16 protein-coding genes are annotated in these 18,079 nt (G+C 72.0%); 6 read left to right on the forward strand and 10 right to left on the reverse strand.

Annotation, left to right across the window (positions count from 1 at the left end):
- Positions 1-80: 80 nt before the first annotated feature.
- The 4 genes from AC1DG4_RS06445 to AC1DG4_RS06460 are packed head-to-tail and all read right to left on the reverse strand — an operon-like array spanning position 81 to position 3,354.
- Entirely contained in the window at positions 81-749 is a 669-nt protein-coding gene (locus tag AC1DG4_RS06445) for an O-methyltransferase (RefSeq protein ID WP_477379587.1), read from the reverse strand.
- A gap of 31 nt (positions 750-780) precedes the next feature.
- Positions 781-1,860, reverse strand: a complete 1,080-nt coding sequence (locus AC1DG4_RS06450) for a lysostaphin resistance A-like protein (RefSeq protein ID WP_477379589.1) — start codon at positions 1,858-1,860, stop codon at positions 781-783.
- Positions 1,860-2,993: a DUF1648 domain-containing protein gene (locus AC1DG4_RS06455; RefSeq protein WP_477379591.1), complete on the reverse strand. Its 1,134-nt coding sequence runs from the start codon at positions 2,991-2,993 to the stop codon at positions 1,860-1,862. Before AC1DG4_RS06455 ends, AC1DG4_RS06450 begins: the two co-directional genes overlap by 1 nt.
- A 13-nt stretch (positions 2,994-3,006) precedes the next feature.
- The gene (locus tag AC1DG4_RS06460; protein WP_477379593.1) at positions 3,007-3,354 is read right to left on the reverse strand and encodes a GntR family transcriptional regulator; all 348 of its coding nucleotides are present in this window, start codon (positions 3,352-3,354) and stop codon (positions 3,007-3,009) included.
- A gap of 101 nt (positions 3,355-3,455) precedes the next feature.
- Here AC1DG4_RS06460 and AC1DG4_RS06465 point away from each other — a divergent pair, with 101 nt between their 5' ends.
- The gene (locus AC1DG4_RS06465; protein ID WP_477379595.1) at positions 3,456-3,926 is read left to right on the forward strand and encodes a DUF4442 domain-containing protein; all 471 of its coding nucleotides are present in this window, start codon (positions 3,456-3,458) and stop codon (positions 3,924-3,926) included.
- A 24-nt stretch (positions 3,927-3,950) separates the two neighbouring features.
- Here AC1DG4_RS06465 and AC1DG4_RS06470 read toward each other — a convergent pair whose 3' ends face one another.
- Complete coding sequence (locus AC1DG4_RS06470) at positions 3,951-5,051, reverse strand: LacI family DNA-binding transcriptional regulator (RefSeq protein ID WP_477379597.1); 1,101 nt, start codon at positions 5,049-5,051, stop codon at positions 3,951-3,953.
- 126 nt (positions 5,052-5,177) lie between these two features.
- Between AC1DG4_RS06470 and AC1DG4_RS06475 the strand changes: the two genes are divergently transcribed.
- Genes AC1DG4_RS06475 through AC1DG4_RS06485 form a run of 3 tightly spaced genes read left to right on the forward strand, consistent with a single transcriptional unit; the run spans position 5,178 to position 9,442 of the window.
- The gene (locus AC1DG4_RS06475) at positions 5,178-6,479 is read left to right on the forward strand and encodes an MFS transporter (RefSeq protein WP_477379599.1); all 1,302 of its coding nucleotides are present in this window, start codon (positions 5,178-5,180) and stop codon (positions 6,477-6,479) included.
- On the forward strand, positions 6,476-8,137 hold the full coding sequence (locus AC1DG4_RS06480) for a CocE/NonD family hydrolase (RefSeq protein WP_477379601.1): 1,662 nt from the start codon (positions 6,476-6,478) through the stop codon (positions 8,135-8,137). The genes AC1DG4_RS06475 and AC1DG4_RS06480 overlap by 4 nt, the downstream gene beginning before the upstream one ends.
- 54 nt (positions 8,138-8,191) lie before the next feature.
- Entirely contained in the window at positions 8,192-9,442 is a 1,251-nt protein-coding gene (locus AC1DG4_RS06485; protein WP_477379603.1) for an APC family permease, read from the forward strand.
- Here AC1DG4_RS06485 and AC1DG4_RS06490 read toward each other — a convergent pair.
- Complete coding sequence (locus AC1DG4_RS06490) at positions 9,396-10,184, reverse strand: AraC family transcriptional regulator (protein WP_477420507.1); 789 nt, start codon at positions 10,182-10,184, stop codon at positions 9,396-9,398. The genes AC1DG4_RS06485 and AC1DG4_RS06490 overlap by 47 nt on opposite strands.
- A gap of 115 nt (positions 10,185-10,299) precedes the next feature.
- Between AC1DG4_RS06490 and AC1DG4_RS06495 the strand changes: the two genes are divergently transcribed.
- A complete protein-coding gene (locus AC1DG4_RS06495; protein ID WP_477379607.1) occupies positions 10,300-10,824 on the forward strand; it encodes a VOC family protein in 525 nt (174 codons plus the stop codon).
- On the opposite strand, the gene AC1DG4_RS06500 is transcribed toward AC1DG4_RS06495, so the two are convergent.
- The 4 genes from AC1DG4_RS06500 to nhaA form a co-directional block, all read right to left on the reverse strand.
- On the reverse strand, positions 10,805-11,659 hold the full coding sequence (locus AC1DG4_RS06500; RefSeq protein WP_477379609.1) for an SGNH/GDSL hydrolase family protein: 855 nt from the start codon (positions 11,657-11,659) through the stop codon (positions 10,805-10,807). The genes AC1DG4_RS06495 and AC1DG4_RS06500 overlap by 20 nt on opposite strands.
- 197 nt (positions 11,660-11,856) lie before the next feature.
- On the reverse strand, positions 11,857-13,125 hold the full coding sequence (locus tag AC1DG4_RS06505) for a histidine--tRNA ligase (protein ID WP_477380394.1): 1,269 nt from the start codon (positions 13,123-13,125) through the stop codon (positions 11,857-11,859).
- A 48-nt stretch (positions 13,126-13,173) separates the two neighbouring features.
- Complete coding sequence (locus AC1DG4_RS06510) at positions 13,174-13,905, reverse strand: nucleoside triphosphate pyrophosphohydrolase (RefSeq protein WP_477379611.1); 732 nt, start codon at positions 13,903-13,905, stop codon at positions 13,174-13,176.
- Positions 13,874-15,154, reverse strand: a complete 1,281-nt coding sequence (nhaA, locus tag AC1DG4_RS06515; RefSeq protein ID WP_477379613.1) for a Na+/H+ antiporter NhaA — start codon at positions 15,152-15,154, stop codon at positions 13,874-13,876. The genes AC1DG4_RS06510 and nhaA overlap by 32 nt, the downstream gene beginning before the upstream one ends.
- 198 nt (positions 15,155-15,352) lie before the next feature.
- Between nhaA and AC1DG4_RS06520 the strand changes: the two genes are divergently transcribed.
- Positions 15,353-17,983, forward strand: coding sequence for a phosphoenolpyruvate carboxylase (locus AC1DG4_RS06520; protein ID WP_477380396.1), 2,631 nt, complete (start codon positions 15,353-15,355; stop codon positions 17,981-17,983).
- The last annotated feature ends 96 nt before the right edge of the window (positions 17,984-18,079 follow it).

An 18,079-nucleotide genomic window follows, 5' to 3' on the forward strand; every position in this document is an offset into this window, starting at 1 on the left:
GCCGACATCCGCACGGCCCTGCGCGGGTGTGTCCGGATGCGGATCTGCTCGAACCGGATGAGGGGCTCGCACCGACGGCGTCACACCACCAGGGCGATCGCGACGCCGTCCCAGCCCTTCACGCCGACGGTCTGCAGCGCCGTCGCGTCGAAGCGGGGATCCCGGCCGAGCATCTCGAGCGCTTCGCGCGTACCCACCACCATGGAATCGGCCGAGGCCGGGTCGACGATGTCGCCGTCGCGGCCGATGTTGTCCAGCACGACCACGGCGCCAGGGCGTCCGAGCCGCGCGGCCCAGTCCAGGTAGATCGTGTTCGACTCCTTGTCGGCGTCGACGAAGATCAGATCGAACGGCTCGTCGTCCTCGAGCGCGGGCAGCACCTCCGCCGCGCGCCCCACGCGGATCTCGACCCGCTCCCCCACTCCCGCGGCATCGATGCTCGCGCGCGCGACCGCGGCGTTGTCCGGCTCCGCCTCGATCGTCACGACATGGCCGCCGGCGCCCACCGCCCGCGCCATCCAGATCGTGGAGTAGCCGCCGAGCGTGCCGATCTCGAGCACTCGGCGGGCACCGGCGATCCGGGCGAGCAGGTTCAACAGCTTCCCGCTGACCGGCGCGACCTCGATCGCGGGCATCCCCGCCGCCTGCTGCGCGGCCAGAGCGGCCTCGAGCGCGGGGTCGTGCCCGACCAGGGTCTCGGACAGGTAGTGGTCGGCGGCACGCCAGTTCGCGGGGTTCGATTGGGCCATGCGCCCAGCTTCGCGCCTCACGCGACGGCGATCAAGACCGCTCCACGTCCGATCCGGGCGCCCAGGACGGATCCGCCTCCGCGGCCTGCGGGATCGCGACGGGCGAATCAGGGAACGGCGCGGGAAGTGTCCGCGGCCGGTCGGCGGCGAGCGCCGGCTGCCGGCGGAACTGCCCGGTGAGGATCAGGACGAGGATCACCGCTGCGCCGACGATCCAGCCCGCCACACCCAGCGGCAGGACGAGAGCCGGATCCGCCTGCGTGCCCGCGGCGAAGAACCACAGGTACATCGCGGCCGAGGCGTTGAGCGCGCCGTGCGCGAAGACCGCGGGCCACATCGAGGCGGAGCGCAGCCGGAGCCAGCCGAGCAGGACGCCCCACACCACGCACCCCCCGGTCATGAAGAGCACTCCGCTGAGGTCGGTGCGCCCGAAGTTGTAGCCGAGCAGGATGATCGGCGCGTGCCACAGCCCCCAGACCACCCCGCTGATCAGCAGCGATGCCCCGGTGCCGTAGCGGCGCAGCGCGGGCACGAGGAACCCGCGCCAGCCGAGTTCCTCGCCGAACGCCGCGATGGCGTTGACCGTGGCCGCGGCGACCGGGATGCTCGCCGCCTGTGCCGCGATCAGCACGCCCGCCGGCGGAAGCGGCGTACCCGGCGGCACCTTCGCCGCGAGCAGCTCGGTGAAGCCGGAGAAGCCCGCGAGATCGACGGTCAGCCAGCCGCAGAGCGCCGCGACCGCGGTCGAGGCCAGCACGAGCAGCGGAGGGACCAGCAGCCCGATCACCATCAGCCACACGACGCGCTTCACGGGACGCAGGGGCCAGAGGCCCAGGAACCGCAGCCGCTGCCCTTTCGAGATCGGCCGGAGCACGAGGAGCACGAGCACGACCGCGACGGCCGGCATGTACATCATCACCGTCATCAGCGGGAGGGCGTACGGCTCCCGCAGCCCATCGCCGAACCACAGCGGCAGCGCCACCAGCCACGCCAGTCCGCAGGCCAGCACGATGTAGGCGATGATCGCGCCGAGACCGATGCGCACGGGCGCATCCTGCTGCTGCCCCTGGGCGCCCTTCACGCCCGCCGTCCTGCTGTCGCCCTCATCCATCATTCGCTCCGATCGCCGTCCCGGTCGTCCGTCCCGTGCGCCTCATCCTCTCGTGCGCCCGGGGTGGGGCCCACCGCCATCGAGCCCCCGACCCCGGACGACCCCGCGCTGTCCAGGTAGGCCTGCAGCACGCCGGCGCCGACCGCCGCGCCGTCGACCGTGACGACCAGAGGGCGCTTGTCCCTGCGCTCGATCTCGATCGCGGGCCCCCGGCGCAGCACGATCCCGGTACGTCCGTCGAGCCCGAGCCGCCAGCCGAAGCCGCCGAACTCGCCGAACGGATTGCACTCCACAGCGCGCACCGAGACGACCTCGTCGAGCAGGACGTGCACGCGGGGGAAGCCGATCTGGGACCGCACCGAGAGTCCGTCGGGGCCCACGCGCACCCGGAACGACGCGGACGAGGCGAGCGCGCCGCCGATGAGCACCAGCGTGAGCACCGGCACCCACAACCGGTCGGTGAACCGGATCGCCATGAACGCCGTGAGACCGACGACCACCACAACGACCAGGGAGAGAAGGATCAGGGCGCGGCGGGACAGCGACGCGGTCGCCAGCCAGACCAGCCGCTCCCCGTTCGTGATCGCGGCGATATGGGCCGGCTGCAGCGGCGCGGCCGGAGCAGGGCGGATGTGCGGCTGCAGCAGCCAGCCGATCCCGATCAGCACGACGAAGGCGCCGAACCCCACCAGCATGAGGCCGCCGAGATCATCCGCCTGCGTCGCGTCGGTGATCCCCCGCTGCGTGCCGACCGCACCCAGGTTGATGACGGCGCTGAGCCCGGAGATGCCCAGGGCCATCCCGACGAGGAGCCTGGCGCCACCGCCCCAGTGGTCGCGCACGCCGATGACGGTCGCGATCGTGAGCACGGCGGGCAGCGCGAATCCGAGCAGGAGCGTCAGCCAGACGAACGTGACCGGCGGCCCGAAGCCGTCGACGCCCGCGGGGCCCCAGTGCGTCGCGGCACGCGAGGGCAGCTCGGGCAGCCAGGCCAGGACGAGTCCGAACACGACGGCGGAGAGCACCAGTGGCACCACGACCCCGAGGGTCAGGGCGATCAGCCGCGCTCGACGCAGGTCGCGAGCCGGAATGGCGGTCATGTCCGTCACGGCGGGAGCCGAACGAGCGTTCATAAGGGGATCCTCCTCAGTCCTGTGCGGCGATCAGCGCGGCGAGGGTCGCGGCGCTGACGCCCAGAGCGACGCCCCGACGGACGAGCGCCCCGATGTCGTCGGCGAGTTCGGCGAGTGGTGCGGCGGAGGCCGAGAGCACGGCGCCGCGCCCTCGGCGCAGGTCCACGAGCCCCTCGTCGCGCAGCTCCTGATAGGCCCGCAGCACGGTGTGCACGTTCACGGCGATGGCGTCGGACAGCTCGCGAGCGGCGGGGAGCCTGTCGCCGGGACGCAGGCGCCCCGCGAGCACCTCGGCCCGCACGGAGGCCGCGATCTGCGCGAACAGCGGCTGTGCGCTGTCGGGGTCGATACGGATCAGCATCGGACTCACCTCCTGTGCGCTTATTCTATGTCAACTAGATCAATTGTGGAAGAGGTCCAGTCGATTCCTCCCGGATGGCGGGCGACGGGAAGACTGGCCGCATGCGCGTCACTCCCCGCCGTCTGGCCGTCGGCATGAGCCTGTGGGTCCCGAACCTGTTCAGCGGCATCAGGGTGCGCGGCTTCAGCACCGACTGGACGCACGCGACGGTCGAGCTGCACGTGAACGTCTTCACCCGCAACTACGTGAAGACCGCGTTCGGCGGATCCATGCAGGCGATGACGGATCCGTACTTCTTCATGCTCGTCATGCATCAGTTGGGTCGCGACTACGTGGTGTGGGACACCCGGGGCGAGATCGAGTTCCTCACACCGGGCCGCGGCGTGCTCACCGCGCGCTTCGACGTGCCGGCGGAGCGGGTCGCCGATCTCCGGGCGCGCGCCGCCGGCGGCGCGAAGGTGCTCGAGTGGTTCGAGACGGAGATCACCGACCGCGCAGGCGTCGTCGTCGCGCGTGTGCGTCGCGAGGTGTACGTGCGGGAGAAGAAGCGGGTCACGGCGGCGAAGGCCTGACGCCGCGCGAGCGCCGTCGAGAGATCAGCCCCGCCCGCACCCGCAGGAGCCGCGCAGCACGAGCTCGACCGGCAGCTCGACGCCCCGGGCCGGGAGCGCAGGATCGGCGATGCGCTCGGCGAGGAGCTGGACGGCGACCCGGCCCAGCATGCCCATCGGCTGACGGACCGTGGTCAGCGCCGGGACGACGAAGCGACCGGCGTCGATTCCATCGAACCCGGTGACGATGACGTCGCCCGGCACGGAGAACCCCGCATCGCGGAGCGCCTCCATCGTTCCGAGGGCGGTCTGATCGCTGGCGCAGACGATGGCACGGGGCGGACTCGCGTCGGCGAGCATGCGTCCGACGGCGGTCCTGGCCGCCTCCCGTGAGCCGGTCTCCACGATCGCCGGTCCGCTGGGCGGCACACCGAGGCGCCGAAGCGCCCCGTCCCAGCCCTTCCGACGCGCCTCGTGCTCCGCACCGTCCTCCGGTCCGGCGTACCAGAAGTCGGAGACGCCGTGGTCGAGCACGAGGTGCTCCGCAACGGCGGCCATGCCCCCCTCGTCGTCCACCGTGATCGCGTCCGCCGACGCGTCGGCGGGCGAAGGCCGTCCGAGCAGCACGACCGCCTTGGTCCGCATGAGCCTTCCGAGCTCATCGGTMGGGATCGTCGCAGGAAGCACCACCACGCCGTCCACACGCCGTGAGACCTCCTCGAGGGCGAGCCCCGCATCGTCTCCGCGCTGCCATCCGACGACCAGCGGAAGTCCCCGCAGGGTGCACTCCAGCTCGACGCCGTGCAGCACTTCATCGGCGAAGAGCGGGAACAGCCGCGGGTTCAGCGCGTCATCGCGCACGCGCGCGACGGACCTTGCGCGTGCGCCGGCCCGGCCGAACTCCGGCATCGCGAGCTCATCGGGTTCGTGCCCGCTGAAGGAGTACAGGCCGATCGCGCCGGTCTGGCGTTCGGCGAGCGCGCGGGCGCTGCCGCTGGGCACGTAGTCCAGCCGCCGCACCGCGTCGCCGACGGCCTCCCGTGCCGCGTCACTCAGCTTCTCCGGTGCGCGGAAGAACCGGGAGACGGTCGCGGTGGACACGCCGGCAGCCTCTGCGACGTCGTAGACGTTGGCTGATCTGCTCATGCCCTGGCCTCCTCTGGCTCCGCCCAGCCTAGCGACGCGGCCCGAGTCCGACCGCAGCGCTCCCTCCCCTTGACGAACAGAAATGTACGCGCATACACTCAAGCGACCCACCGACAGGAGACGATGATGTCCTCTTCCACGCTCGACCCCGCCGTCCCCGAGCCCGGCGCCACCCTGCCGCTCGCGAGCGACGATATCCCCGGCGAACGTCAGCGCTGGTGGTTCTGGGTCTCGTTCACCCTGACCTGGCTGGCGACAGGGATCGCACAGGGCATCGCGAGCGTGGCCGTTCCGCAGCTGCTGAAGCAATGGGATCCCGCTCAGGCGACCGGCAACCTCAGCCTGATCCTCACCGTCGGCGGCGCGGCGATCCTGGTGACCACCCCGGTGTTCGGCCGCCTCAGCGACCGCTCGATGTCACGGCTCGGCATCAGACGCCCCTGGATCCTGGTGGGATCCCTCCTCGCGCTGGCCGGGTTCGCCGTGCAGGCGTTCGCCACGAGCATGCTCGCTCTGGCCATCGGCGTCATCCTCGTGCTGATCGGCATGGGGGCGGTGTCCATGACGGTGCACACGCTCTTCGCCGACCAGATCCGGCGGCGGATCCGCGCCATCATGTCGGCCGTCACCGGCGCCGCATCCACCATCGGCGTGCTGATCGGAGTCTCCCTCACCGGAGCGGTCGCCGGACTCGGTCAGGCCGGAATGTTCCTGATTCCCGGCGGGGCCTCCGTCCTGCTCTCGCTGACGCTGTTCTTCAGCCTGCGCGACATCCGGCGCACCGCACCGGCCGCCCCACTGCGCTGGGTGGACGCGTTCGGCACCTTCTGGCTCAGCCCGCGTCGCTTTCCCGACTTCGCGTGGGCATGGGCCTGCCGGTTCTTCATGACCGCATCGATCATCACCGTGACGAGCTATCTCTACCTGACGATCTCGAGCCGATTCGGGCTCGATGATCCCGCACAGATCGCCGCCGTCCAGACCCAGGCCACCGGGCTCTTCACGCTGATGAACCTGCTCACGGCGTTCGTGTTCGGGGTGATCTCGGATCGCACGGGCAGGCGTAAGCCCACGGTGGTGATCGGAGCGCTCCTGAGCGCCGCGGGACTGGTGCTGGCCATCGCGTTCGGCGACATCGGGTTCTTCCTGATCGGGATCGCGATCGTGGGCGCGGGCCAAGGCGCGTACATCGCCGCCGACGTGGCCCTCATGACGGAGTGCCTGCCCTCGATGGACGACGCCGGCAAGGACCTCGGCATCGTCGCCCTCGCCTATCTCCTGCCCGGTATCGTCGTGCCCGTGTTCGGATACTTCCTCACGAAGATCGGTTCGCCGTCCGGGGAGAACTTCGTCGCGCTCTACGTCGCGGCAGTGGTCATGGCGATCTTCGCCGCCGTGTCCGTCACGCGTGTCAAGGGAGTGAGATGACGACGAGGATCCGCCTCAATCGAGCGGCACGCGCCGAGTACCGACAGCTCTCGCGGGGGGCCGATGTTCCGCCGATCACCCACCCGCGCGGGCGCGTCACCCGTGGCATCCGCGTACCCGCGGCCGACGGATCGGCTCTGCTCACCGACCACTGGTCCGCCGACGACGCGAAGGACACCACCCTCCTCGTGCGCACCCCCTATGGTCGCGAGAATATGGAGGGGGTCGCGAGGTTCTTCGCCGAGCGCGGCCACCACGTCGTGGTGCAGAGCTGCCGCGGGACGTTCGGCTCGGAGGGCGTGTTCGCCCCGTTGCACGATGAAGCCGCCGACGGTCAAGCGACGCTCGCGTGGCTGCGGGCGCAGCCGTGGGCGACCGGCCGCGTGCTGTCCTGGGGAGGCAGCTATGTCGGTGTGACGCAGTGGGCGCTCTGCGACGGCCCGCTGCAGCCCGACGCGATGGGCATCGCCGTGTCCGCACGCCGCTTCGACGAAGCGATCCTGTATCGCGGCGGCGGGTTCTCGATGGACACCGTGATGGCATGGGCCTATGCGCTCGACCTGCAGGAGCGCGGCGCGATGAGCCGGCTCTGGGCGATGCTGCGCGCGCGCCGGCGGTTGGGAGACGCCGCGAACGCCGTGCCGCCGACCTCGGCCCCCGCCGTCGCACACGCAGGTCCCGCGCCGTTCGTCACCGACTGGCTCACGCACAGCGACGCGGGTGATGGGTGGTGGCGTCCGCTGCATTTCGCCGACGACCCGGCAAGGATCCCGCCGACGGTGCTTCTGGCCGGCTGGCAGGACCTCTTCCTCGAGGGCCAGCTCGAGGATCACCGCGCGCTCGTCGACGCCGACGTCCCCGTCCGGCTCATCGTCGGCGACTGGGGCCACGGCGGTCCGGAGATCCTGCGTCGCGGAGCGCACCAGGCGATCCGCGACTTCCACACTTCTCCCGCCTCCGGCCCTGCCGTGACGATCGAGGTCAGCGGGGGCGGCGGATGGCGCGACCTCGACGCCTGGCCTCCGGCGAGCGCTCCTCAGGTCTGGGAGGGACTCCCCGACGGATCACTCGCCGCACCCGGCGCGGAGGCCGGCTCGGCGCACGGCGCTGAGTCGGGGCGCTCTGCAGCGACATCCACGACGCTCACGTTCCGCTACGACCCCGCCGACCCCACGCCGGCCGCCGGCGGGCGCACCCTGAACCCGTTCCTCACGGGCAGACGTCGCCAGGACGCCCGCGAGCGTCGCGACGACGTGCTGACGTTCACCAGCACGCCGCTGCCCGACGACCTCGTCGTCATGGGGACCGTCGAGGTCGAACTCACGATGACCTCGACCCTGCCCCGATCGGATGTGTTCGTCCGGCTCTGCGACGTCGACGGCCGCGGCAGGTCGGTGGGGCTGACGGACGGCTACCTGCGCCGGAGTCCCGAGCACCCCGACCGGATGACGATCGCCCTCGCACCGCTCGCACATCGTTTCGCCGCGCGCCACCGCCTGCGTCTCCAGGTCTCCTCCGGCGCGCATCCCCTGCATCTGCGCAATCCCGGAACGGCGGATCCGGTGCGGGACTTCGGCCGCCTTCGCGGCAGTGAGCAGACCCTCGTCCTGGGCGGGGACCGACCGCTGCTGCTCCGGCTCCCCGTCGTCGCAGAGTGACCGGTCGGAACATCTCCGCCGCGGACGCTCGCGGGCATCGACGATGATGGGGGCATGCCTCTTGCGCGCCGCCTGACGCTCGCCGATGCCGTCGCGATCGGCCTCGGATCCATGATCGGCGCGGGGGTCTTCACCGTCTGGGGCCCCGCCGTGGGCGCCGCGGGGTCCGCTCTCCTGATCGCGCTGGTGCTGGCGGGGGTCGTGGCGTTCTGCAACGCCACCTCGTCCGCGCAGCTCGCGGCCGTGCATCCGGTGTCGGGCGGCACGTATGCGTACGGACGCGCGGAGCTGGGACCGTGGTGGGGCTTCACCGCCGGCTGGTGCTTCGTGATCGGCAAGCTCGCGAGCTGCGCCGCCATGGCGATGACGGTCGCCGCCTACGTCGCCCCGGCGGAATGGCAGACGCCCGTCGCGATCCTCGCCGTCGCAGCCCTCACCGCCGTCACCTGTGCCGGAGTGACCCGCACCGCCAGGGTCACTCAGGCGCTCGTCGCCGTGACGCTGCTCGGACTGGTCGTGGTCCTCGCCGCGGCAGGGGCCGCGCTGCCGGAGGCTACGCCGGCACCGCTCTCGTCCGGGTCGCCCTACGGCGTGCTCCAGGCGGCAGGACTGCTGTTCTTCGCCTTCGCGGGCTATGCGCGCATCGCGACCATGGGCGAGGAGGTGCGGGATCCGTCGCGCATCATCCCGCGGGCGATCGGCATCGCGCTCGTCGCCGCGCTCGCGATCTACGTGCTCGTCGGCTGCGCGGTCGTGTTGACGCTCGGCGGCGGCGCTGAGCGCTCCTCCGCACCCCTCGCCGACATCGTCTCGGCCGCCGGCTGGAGCGTCGCAGGTCCCGCGGTGCGGATCGCCGCCGCGACGGCCGCGACCGGGGCGCTGCTCGCGCTGCTCTCCGGGATCGGGCGCACCTCCCTCGCGATGGCCCGCGAGCGCGACCTCCCGCGCTTCCTCGCCGCCGTGGATCCCCGGCACCAGGTGCCTCGGCGCGCGCAGCTGGCCGCGGGGGCCGTCGTGGTGGCCGTGGTGCTCGTCGCCGACCTGCGGGGAGTGATCGGGTTCTCCTCGTTCGGCGTCCTGCTGTACTACTTCGTCGCGAACGCCGCCGCACTCCGGCAGGGAGGCGCCGCCCGGCGGTACCCGAGATGGCTGCAGGTGCTCGGCGCCGTCGGCTGCGTCGTCCTGGCCGCGTCGTTGCCGCTGCCCTCGGTGCTGATCGGAGCGGCCGTGGTGCTCGTCGGCGTCGCCTTCCGCGCGATCAGGCTGCGCCGGGACCGGCGTCGGCGCGATACGCCGACGGCGTGAAGCCGAGCACCGCGCGGAAGTCGTTCGCGAGGTGCGACTGATCCGCATAGCCGAGGTCGGCGGCGACGGTCGCCAGATCCGTGCCGGGATCGGAACGGATCCGCTCCGCCGCCTCCTGCAGACGACGGCGGCGGATCATCGCGGCGGGAGACAGCCCCACATGGCGGTGCGCCATGCGCTGCAGGGTGCGCACCGAGACCGCGAGTCGAGCCGCCGCCTGCTCGGGTGTGCGGACGGCAGGATCCGACATGAGCAGCTCTGCCATCGCGTTCGCGTGCCGTGCGGGAGCCGTGACCTCGCCCACGCGCTCGCGCAGCCACTCGCACAGCACCGCGACGGCCCTTTCCCGATGGCCGTCCCCCGAGGACATCGCCCGCGTGACCGCCTCCGGCAGTCCGGGCGCCAAGTACGCCTCCACCCGGTCGAGCAGGGCGGAGGGCGCTTCGGTCAGCGCCGCCACGGCGGCCGGCCGCAGCAGGGCGCCGACGGCCCACCCCCTGCCCCTCAGGTCTCGTGCGCTGGCGCGCGTCGTCGCACCGGACAGCACCGTGCCCCCTTCCTCGACGACGAGGTTCAGAGCGGGGAACGACACGAGGTCCTGCCGTGAAGAACGGCCGGGCTCGATGTCCCATTCGGGAATCCAGCACCACTCCACGATCTCGGCGGCATCGGCGGGCGGCGGGAGCCGATGGAACTGCGGCAGGCGCGCCGGATACAGCACCCCGCGCGTCGGATCGACCATTCCTCGAGCGTAGAAGGCGCCGCTGACATCGGCGCGACGCCGGGCTGCGGCGGGTCGCCGGAAGGTGGCGCGAATCTCCAAGAACCGCCCGCTCTGCACGCCTAGCCTCGGGGTCATGAGCGAAGACACCTCCACGACAGCAACCACCGGCGTCACCGGCGCGTACACGACGAACGGCCGCCCGAACTCGGCGACGTCCCTCACCCCTTTTCTGGCCATTCCCGATTCCCGATCCGCGATCGAGTTCTACCGGGAGATCTTCGGCGCACGCGTCGTCGAGATCACCGAGTTCGGCGGCGTGGTCGCCCACGCCGACCTCGACTTCGGTCTGGGCGTGCTGCAGCTGGGCGACCCCAACCCCGAGTACGGACTCATCGCAGCCCCCGGCGGCGACGCCGACTGCTATTCGATGGGCCTCTACGTGCCCGATGTCGACACGGTCGTCGAGCGCGCCGTCGCCGCGGGCGCCACGATCCGCGAGGCGCCGTCGACGTTCGTCTCGGGCGACCGCTATGCGAGCATCCGCGACCCGTTCGGTGTGCGCTGGTCGATCATGACGCGGGTCGAGGATCTCTCGGAGTCCGAGAGCACCGCCCGCATCGCCGAATGGGCCGCATCGTTCAGCGCATCGGAGAGCTGAGCACTCCTCCGACCGCACCCGCCGAGGCTTCCTCGGCCGCCGCCGTCACCGCGGGCAGCAGCGCCTCCGCGGTACGCCGGTAGCCGAGGGCGCTCGGGTGGAACCGGTCGAGGCTGAACATCTCCTCGGGCTCGTCGAAGAACATCGGCCCGACCGCGCGGCGCAGGTCGACCGCGGTGGCCCCCTGCTCGATCGCGGCCTGCGCTTGCGCGGCCGCCAACCGCCGCGACAGTCGCGAGGCGATCGAGCGCAGCGGCTGCGGGACGGCCCGCAGCGCCCCGAGGTCAGGACACGTGCCGACCACGACGCCGGCGCCCAGCGCGTGCAGCCAGCCGATCGCGTCCTCGAGGTGCTGCACCGACAGGGAGACCGGGATCCGGTGGGTCACATCGTTGCCGCCGACGACGATGACCGCGACGTGCGGCAGATAATCCGTCTGCAAGGAGGCGAGCTGGGCGTCCAGATCCGGCGACTCGGATCCGACGATCGCGACGGTCCGCAGTCGCACCGGTCGTCGCGTCCGCCGGGCGAGCCCCTTGGCGAGCCGCCCGCCCAGCGTGTCCTTGCGCCGCTCGGCACCGAGACCGGCCGCGAGCGAGTCGCCCAGCAGGAGTAGGTCGATCGGCTCCCCCGGCAACCGCGGCCGCCACACGCGGTCGGCGTCGAGCGCGTCCTCGCCGAGCGGCTTGCCGATGCGGCGCCGGGCGATGCGCGCCTGACGCCGCAGCGCCAGCGGCACGGCGACGGCGGATCCGGCGATCGCGAGCCCGGCAGCCCCGAGAAGCCCCACCGGGACGCCCCGGGAGCCGGCCCGACGGCGATCAGCAGCGTCCATACGCCGATCAGACCGCATCGACATGAACGGCGCGTGACCGGCCGTGGACGATTCGGCGCTCGGGGCACGCCCTCCCCGCGTCGCGTTTCGACGCGCGACACCTGCACGACCTCGCGACGGACGCACGACGGATCCGCGACCCTGATCGTGCATCCGTCGCAGCGTCGTGCAGACGTCGCATCGCCCGTGGCGAGGCTTCAGGAGAGCGGCTTGACCTCGAGCGCGTCGGAGGTCGCACCCGCACGCACGCTCGCGAACGCGGTGTAGCCGTCGGCCGCGGCACGCTCGAGCAGCGCCTTGAGGTTCTTCGTGCGCCGTTCCAGGCGCACCCTGGCGCCGCCGGCGATGAGCGCGGCCTTGTGCGCGACGAGCTCGGAGACGGGCACGTCGCCGTCGTGCACGAGCACCACGGCCCGCGCTGACGCATCATCGGCGGACTCMAGCAGGTCCACGATCCGCTCGAAGCCGATCGAGAAGCCGACCGCCGGCACGTGCTGCCCGAGGAACCGCCCGATCATGCCGTCGTAGCGTCCTCCGCCGCCGAGCGAATAGGACACCGAGGGGTGCGCCAGCTCCATGATCGTGCCCGTGTAGTAGCCCATGCCGCGCACGAGGAACGGGTCGAACTGCAGAGGGATGGGATCGATCCCCTCGGCGGCGGGGCGGGCCGCCGCGACGGCCTCGCCGAGACCGGCCAGGTGCGCCACCAGCTCGTCCGGGGCGTTCTCCGGAAGGGCCTTGCGGATCTGCCGCTCACCGTAGGGGTGGTACTCGAGGGTCTGCGGACGGTGCAGGAACGCCGCGAAGGCGTCGACCGCAGCACCCGTGGCCCCGCGCTCGCGCAGCTCCGCGACGATCCCGTCCGCGCCGATCTTGTCGAGCTTGTCGATCGTGATGAGCACGCCCGGACGCTCATCCTCTGCGAAGCCGAACGAGTCGAGCATCCAGTCCAGGGCGCGGCGGTCGTTCACGCGCACCAGGCCGCCGGTGAGCCCGAGTGCGTCGATCGTGTCGAGCGAGGCGACGATGAGCTCGGCCTCGGCGCGCGCCGAGTCGTCGCCGATGATGTCGATGTCGCATTGCACGAACTGGCGGTAGCGACCCTTCTGCGGCCGCTCGGCGCGCCAGACCGGCCCGATCTGGATCGAGCGGAACACCCCGGGCAGCTGCCCGCGGTTGGTCGCGTAGAAGCGCGCGAGCGGGACGGTCAGGTCGTAGCGCAGGCCCAGGTCGCTGAGCGCGGCGGGATCCTCCGCGGCCGCGCGGATGCCGTCCGCGTCGAGCCCCCGGCGGAGGATGTTGAAGGACAGCTTCTCGTTGTCGCCGCCGATCCCGGCGTGCAGCCGGTCGTACTCCTCGACGACGGGCGTCTCGATCTCGTCGAAGCCGTGCGCGCGGTAGCGCTCGCGGATGACGGAGAGCACGCGCTCACGACGCGCCTTGTCGGCGGGGAGGAAGTCGCGCATCCCGCGCGGAGGATTGACCGTTGCCACGGATCCATTCTTCCAGGTCCGTCAGACCGGCTCGGATCCCTCCGCGGCCCGCACCTCGTCCTCGAGGATTCTGATGCGCTGGCGCAGGGCGCGCTCGGCGTCCCAGCCGTGGGTGCGAGCCGCCACGACGAGGGTCAGCAGCTGATCGCCGAGCTCCGCCTCGGTGGGCGGGACGGGCTCCGCGGGGGGCGCCGGGGTGGGTCCGACGGTCGCCGGAGGCGCTTCCTCTCGGTCCTCGACGGCGGGATCCTCTGAGACCTCGACGCCCGCCTTCGCGGCGCGGCCGAGGATCTTCTGCGCGCGGGCGAGCGCGGGCATGCCCGGCGGGATGCCGTCCAGCACGCTGCGGCGCTCGTGCTTCTCCGCCGCCTTCGCGGCGTTCCAGTGCACGAGCACCTCCTCGGGCGTGCGTGCGATCGCGTCGCCGAACACGTGCGGGTGGCGCCGGGTCATCTTCTCGGTCAGGGTGCGCGCGACGTCGTCGATGTCGAACGGATCCTGCGGATCCTGCGCCGCGATCGCCGCGTGGAACAGCACCTGCCAGAGCAGGTCGCCGAGCTCCTCGCGCAGCTCAGCGCGGTCGTTCCGCTCGACGGCGTCGATGAGCTCGGCGGACTCCTCGACGAGGTACGGCACGAGTTCGCGGTGGGTCATCGCCTGCGACCACACGCAGCGCTCCCGCACCTGCCGCATGACCTCCGCAGCGGCCCGGAGCGGGTCCTCAGTGCGTCCCTGGTCCGTCGTGCCGTTCATCGAACCGCTCCTCTCGATCCGCCTGGGTCCGCACCTCGTCCGTGTGCGCGACCCAGAGGTCGTCATCGTCGCCGAATTCCTCGTCGGAGGCGCCAGCGGCACGGTGCACCTTGGCCCGCCACGACACCAGGGCGGCGCCGAGGACGAGTGAGACGATCGAACCGAGCAGCACCGCCAGGACCGCCTCGTCGCGGACCTCCGCCTGCGTCGCGAAGGCGAGGTTGGCCAGCAGCAGCGACACGGTGAACCCGATGCCGCCGAGTGCGCCGGCCGCGAGCAGATCGGGGAACCGGATCGTCGGCGGCGTGCCTCGCGGACGGATCCGCTGCGCCACGAGCCCGAACAGCGAGATGCCGAGGAGCTTGCCGACCGGCAGAGCAATGAGGATGCCGAAGAAGGCGGGCGACAGGGCCGACAGCGGCACTTGCGGGATCACCACGAAAGCCGCGACGAATGCGAACAGCGGCAGGACCAGACCGTTCACCCACGGCTCCAGCGTGTGCCTGGTGCGCTCCGACGCGCGCGGTGCCATCACGAGCCCGAGCATGACCCCGGCGATCGTCGCATGCACGCCGGAGAGGGCGAAGAGGGCCCATGCGACGATGCCGACAATGATCATGAGCGTCACGATGAGCGGGTCCAGACGCCGGCGCCGCTGCAGCGTCCGGCTCAGCACCGCGAACACGATCACGGCCACGATCCCCAGGCCCAGCCGCACCAGATCAAGGCCGTCGGCGAACAGCACGGCGATGAAGACGATCCCGACGATGTCGTCGAGGATCGCGAGGGCGAGCAGGAAGACGCGCACCGCCGACGGCAGACCGCGCCCGAACACCGCGAGCACGCCGAGCGCGAAGGCGATATCGGTCGCGGTCGGGATGGGCCAGCCCGTGACGCTGGGTCCGCCGCCCGCGATCACCAGGTACACCGCGATCGGGACCAGGATGCCGCCGGCCGCGGCGATCGCGGGCTGGACAGCCGCACGCGGGCTGTTCAGTTCGCCGCGGGTGAGCTCGAACTGCAGTTCCAAGGCGACGACGAAGAAGAAGATCGCGAGGATCCCGTCGGAGATCCAGTGCTCGACCGAGAGGTCGAGTCCCGTGCCGGGCACGGCGAGGTGCGCGTCGAGGATCCCGGCGACCGCATCATGCGAAGGCAGGTTGGCCAGCAGGAGTCCGAGCCCTGCGGCCAGGAGCAGCAGGATCGCGGGGAACTGGGCGGATCGGAGAAGGCGAGTCGTGCGGCTCATCCCTCCCACCGTATCGCGCGGACAGGCGCTGCAACGAGGCGGAGCGCCCGAGATGGCCTGCCTCTCGCCGCGGAACGTCACGCGTTCGTCGCGCGCACAGCATCGGTTTACGCTCGAACCGTGACCCCCGACACAACCCATACTGAAGCCATCCGCATCGTCGGCCGGTTCGAGGCAGGGCGTGAGCTGCCCGAGGCGATGCGCGCCGACGTGCGCATGCTCGGCGCATTGCTCGGCCAGGTGCTGCGCGAATCCGGCGGCGACGACCTGTTCGACGACGTCGAACGCCTGCGCCAGGCCACGATCGAGGCCTACACCGACGAGTCCGCCGAGGCCTTCGACCGCGCGACCCGCATCGCCGAGGAGTTCACGGTGCAGCGCGCCGACGAGGTGGCCAGGGCCTTCACCGCCTACTTCCACCTCGTGAACCTCGCCGAGGAGCACCAGCGCGTGCGCGTGCTCCGCGAGCGCGGTGACGACCCCACCTCCACCGACACGGTCGCCGGCGCCTTCGCGCAGCTGAGCGCCGAGGTCGGCGAGGACGAGGCCCGCCGCCGGCTGGGCGCGCTGCGATTCCATCCCGTGTTCACGGCTCACCCCACCGAGGCCCGCCGTCGCGCTGTCTCCTCGAGCATCCGGCGCCTCGCCGAGCTGCTGAGCGCGCACGACGCCGCAGCCGAGGGCGGCCCGGAAGCGCACCGCGCTCGCCGGCGCATGCTGGAAGAGGTCGACACCCTCTGGCGCACCGCCCCGCTGCGCGCGCAGAAGCCGGCCCCGACCGACGAGGTGCGCACGGTCATGAGCGTCTTCGACGAGACGCTGTTCGCGACCGTCCCGCACGTGTACCGCCGCATCGACGATGTGCTGCGCGGCGAGGAGTCCGGATCCTCCGCCCCCATCGTGCCCGCCTTCGTGCGCATCGGCACCTGGGTCGGCGGCGACCGCGACGGCAACCCGTTCGTGACCGCCGCGGTGACCCGCGAGGCTGCGGCCATCGCGTCCGACCACGTCCTGCGCGGCCTCGAGCGCGCGCTGGAGCGGATCGGACGCACCCTGACGCTGGATGCCGAGGGCACGCCGCCCTCCGCCGAGGCGACCGCGCTGTGGGACGCGCTGCAGGCCTCCCACCCCGATGTCGCCGGCGAGGTCGCCACGCGCTCCCCTTCGGAGCCGCACCGGCGGATCCTGTTGCTGCTCGCCCATCGTGTCGCGACCACCCGCCGCGGCGACGACGGCGGATACACGGATCCCGAGCAGCTGCTCGCCGACCTGCGCACGGTGCAGTCGTCGCTCGAGGCCGCCGGCGCCCGCCGGCACGCGTTCGGCGGCGTGCAGCACCTCATCTGGCAGGTGCAGACCTACGGCTTCCACCTCGCCGAGCTGGAGGTGCGCCAGCACTCGCAGGTGCACGCCCGCGCGCTGGCCGAGCTCGATGAGGCTGCGCATCGGACGGACGCCGAGCCCGCCGACGCGCAGCGAGAGGGATCCGGATCCCTCAGCGCAGAGACCGAGGAGGTCCTGGCCGTCTTCCGCGCCGTCCGGGAGATCCAGCGCACCTACGGTCCCCGCGCCGCGGGTCGCTACGTCGTCTCGTTCACGCGCTCGGCCCAGGACCTCGCGAACGTGCACCGACTCGCGCAGTACGCGTGCGCCGGCGACGGGCCCGTGCTCGACGTGGTGCCCCTGTTCGAGACGTTCGCCGACCTGCAGGCGGCGCCGGCGATCCTCGCCGAGATCGTCACCCACCCGGCCTTCGCGGCCCGGCTGGCCGAGACGGGTCGGCGCCTCGAGGTCATGCTCGGCTACTCCGACTCCTCGAAGGACGTCGGCCCCGTCGCCGCGAACCTCGCCCTGTACGAGGCGCAGGCCGAGATCGCCGCCTGGGCGCAGCGCGAGGGCATCGAGCTCACCCTGTTCCATGGCCGCGGCGGCGCCCTCGGGCGCGGCGGCGGCCCTGCGAACTCGGCGATCCTCGCCCAGCCGCCGCACTCCGTGGACGGCCGGTTCAAGCTGACAGAGCAGGGCGAGGTCATCTTCGCGCGCTACGGCGAGCCCGCGATCGCGATGCGGCACATCGACCAGGTGACGGCGGCGACGCTGCTCGCCTCCTCTCCCGGGGTCGAGCAGCGCAACAGCGCCGCCGCGGAGCGGTTCGCGGAGGTCGCCGCGACCATGGATCGCGCCTCCCGCGATCGCTTCTTCTCGCTCGTGAAGGCGGAGGGCTTCGCGCCCTGGTTCGCCACCGTGACCCCAATGGAGGAGGTCGGGCTGCTCGCGCTCGGCTCGCGCCCGGCCCGCCGCGGGCTGTCGGTCGAATCCCTCGAGGACCTGAGGGCGATCCCGTGGGTGTTCGCCTGGACGCAGGCGCGGATCAACCTGGCCGGCTGGTTCGGCCTCGGCACGGCTCTCGAAGCCGTCGGCGACGAAGAGCTGCTGCGCACGGCGTACCGGGAGTGGCCGCTGCTGCGCACGATGGTCGACAACGTGGCGATGAGCCTCGCGAAGACGGATCCGCGCATCGCCCGCCGCTACCTCGGCCTCGGCGATCGCGACGACCTCGCCGGGCTCGTGCTCGAGGAGATGGACCTCACCCGCTCCTGGGTGATCCGGCTCACCGGAGGCGAGCGTCTGCTGGAGAACAAGCCGATCCTGCAGCGTGCGGTCGCGATGCGGAGCCCCTACGTGGACGCGCTCTCGCTGCTCCAGCTGCGGGCTCTGCGCGGCCTCCGCGATGCCGACGAGTCGGCTCCGGCGCCGGATCCCGAGCTGCAGCGCCTGCTGCTGCTCTCCGTCAGCGGGGTAGCCGCCGGTCTGCAGAACACGGGCTGATCAGCCATTCTCGCTGCCGCCGTCGCACGGCGCAGGGCGCGCCGTGGTGCGGGTTAGAGTGAGAGCTCTGCCGCATCCGGCACGTCGCGCACGACA

This window comes from Microbacterium sp. 05N427, assembly GCF_056397105.1.

Coding starts and splice junctions, on each gene's coding strand:
- AC1DG4_RS06495 (WP_477379607.1), top strand. CDS start 10,300: ATGAGCGAAGACACCTCCACGACAGCAACCACCGGCGTCACCGGCGCG.
- AC1DG4_RS06485 (WP_477379603.1), top strand. CDS start 8,192: ATGCCTCTTGCGCGCCGCCTGACGCTCGCCGATGCCGTCGCGATCGGC.
- AC1DG4_RS06465 (WP_477379595.1), top strand. CDS start 3,456: ATGCGCGTCACTCCCCGCCGTCTGGCCGTCGGCATGAGCCTGTGGGTC.
- AC1DG4_RS06475 (WP_477379599.1), top strand. CDS start 5,178: ATGTCCTCTTCCACGCTCGACCCCGCCGTCCCCGAGCCCGGCGCCACC.
- AC1DG4_RS06500 (WP_477379609.1), bottom strand. CDS start 11,659: ATGGACGCTGCTGATCGCCGTCGGGCCGGCTCCCGGGGCGTCCCGGTG.
- AC1DG4_RS06510 (WP_477379611.1), bottom strand. CDS start 13,905: ATGAACGGCACGACGGACCAGGGACGCACTGAGGACCCGCTCCGGGCC.
- AC1DG4_RS06455 (WP_477379591.1), bottom strand. CDS start 2,993: ATGAACGCTCGTTCGGCTCCCGCCGTGACGGACATGACCGCCATTCCG.
- nhaA (WP_477379613.1), bottom strand. CDS start 15,154: ATGAGCCGCACGACTCGCCTTCTCCGATCCGCCCAGTTCCCCGCGATC.
- AC1DG4_RS06450 (WP_477379589.1), bottom strand. CDS start 1,860: ATGGATGAGGGCGACAGCAGGACGGCGGGCGTGAAGGGCGCCCAGGGG.
- AC1DG4_RS06490 (WP_477420507.1), bottom strand. CDS start 10,184: ATGGTCGATCCGACGCGCGGGGTGCTGTATCCGGCGCGCCTGCCGCAG.
- AC1DG4_RS06480 (WP_477379601.1), top strand. CDS start 6,476: ATGACGACGAGGATCCGCCTCAATCGAGCGGCACGCGCCGAGTACCGA.
- AC1DG4_RS06460 (WP_477379593.1), bottom strand. CDS start 3,354: ATGCTGATCCGTATCGACCCCGACAGCGCACAGCCGCTGTTCGCGCAG.
- AC1DG4_RS06520 (WP_477380396.1), top strand. CDS start 15,353: ATGCGCGCCGACGTGCGCATGCTCGGCGCATTGCTCGGCCAGGTGCTG.
- AC1DG4_RS06445 (WP_477379587.1), bottom strand. CDS start 749: ATGGCCCAATCGAACCCCGCGAACTGGCGTGCCGCCGACCACTACCTG.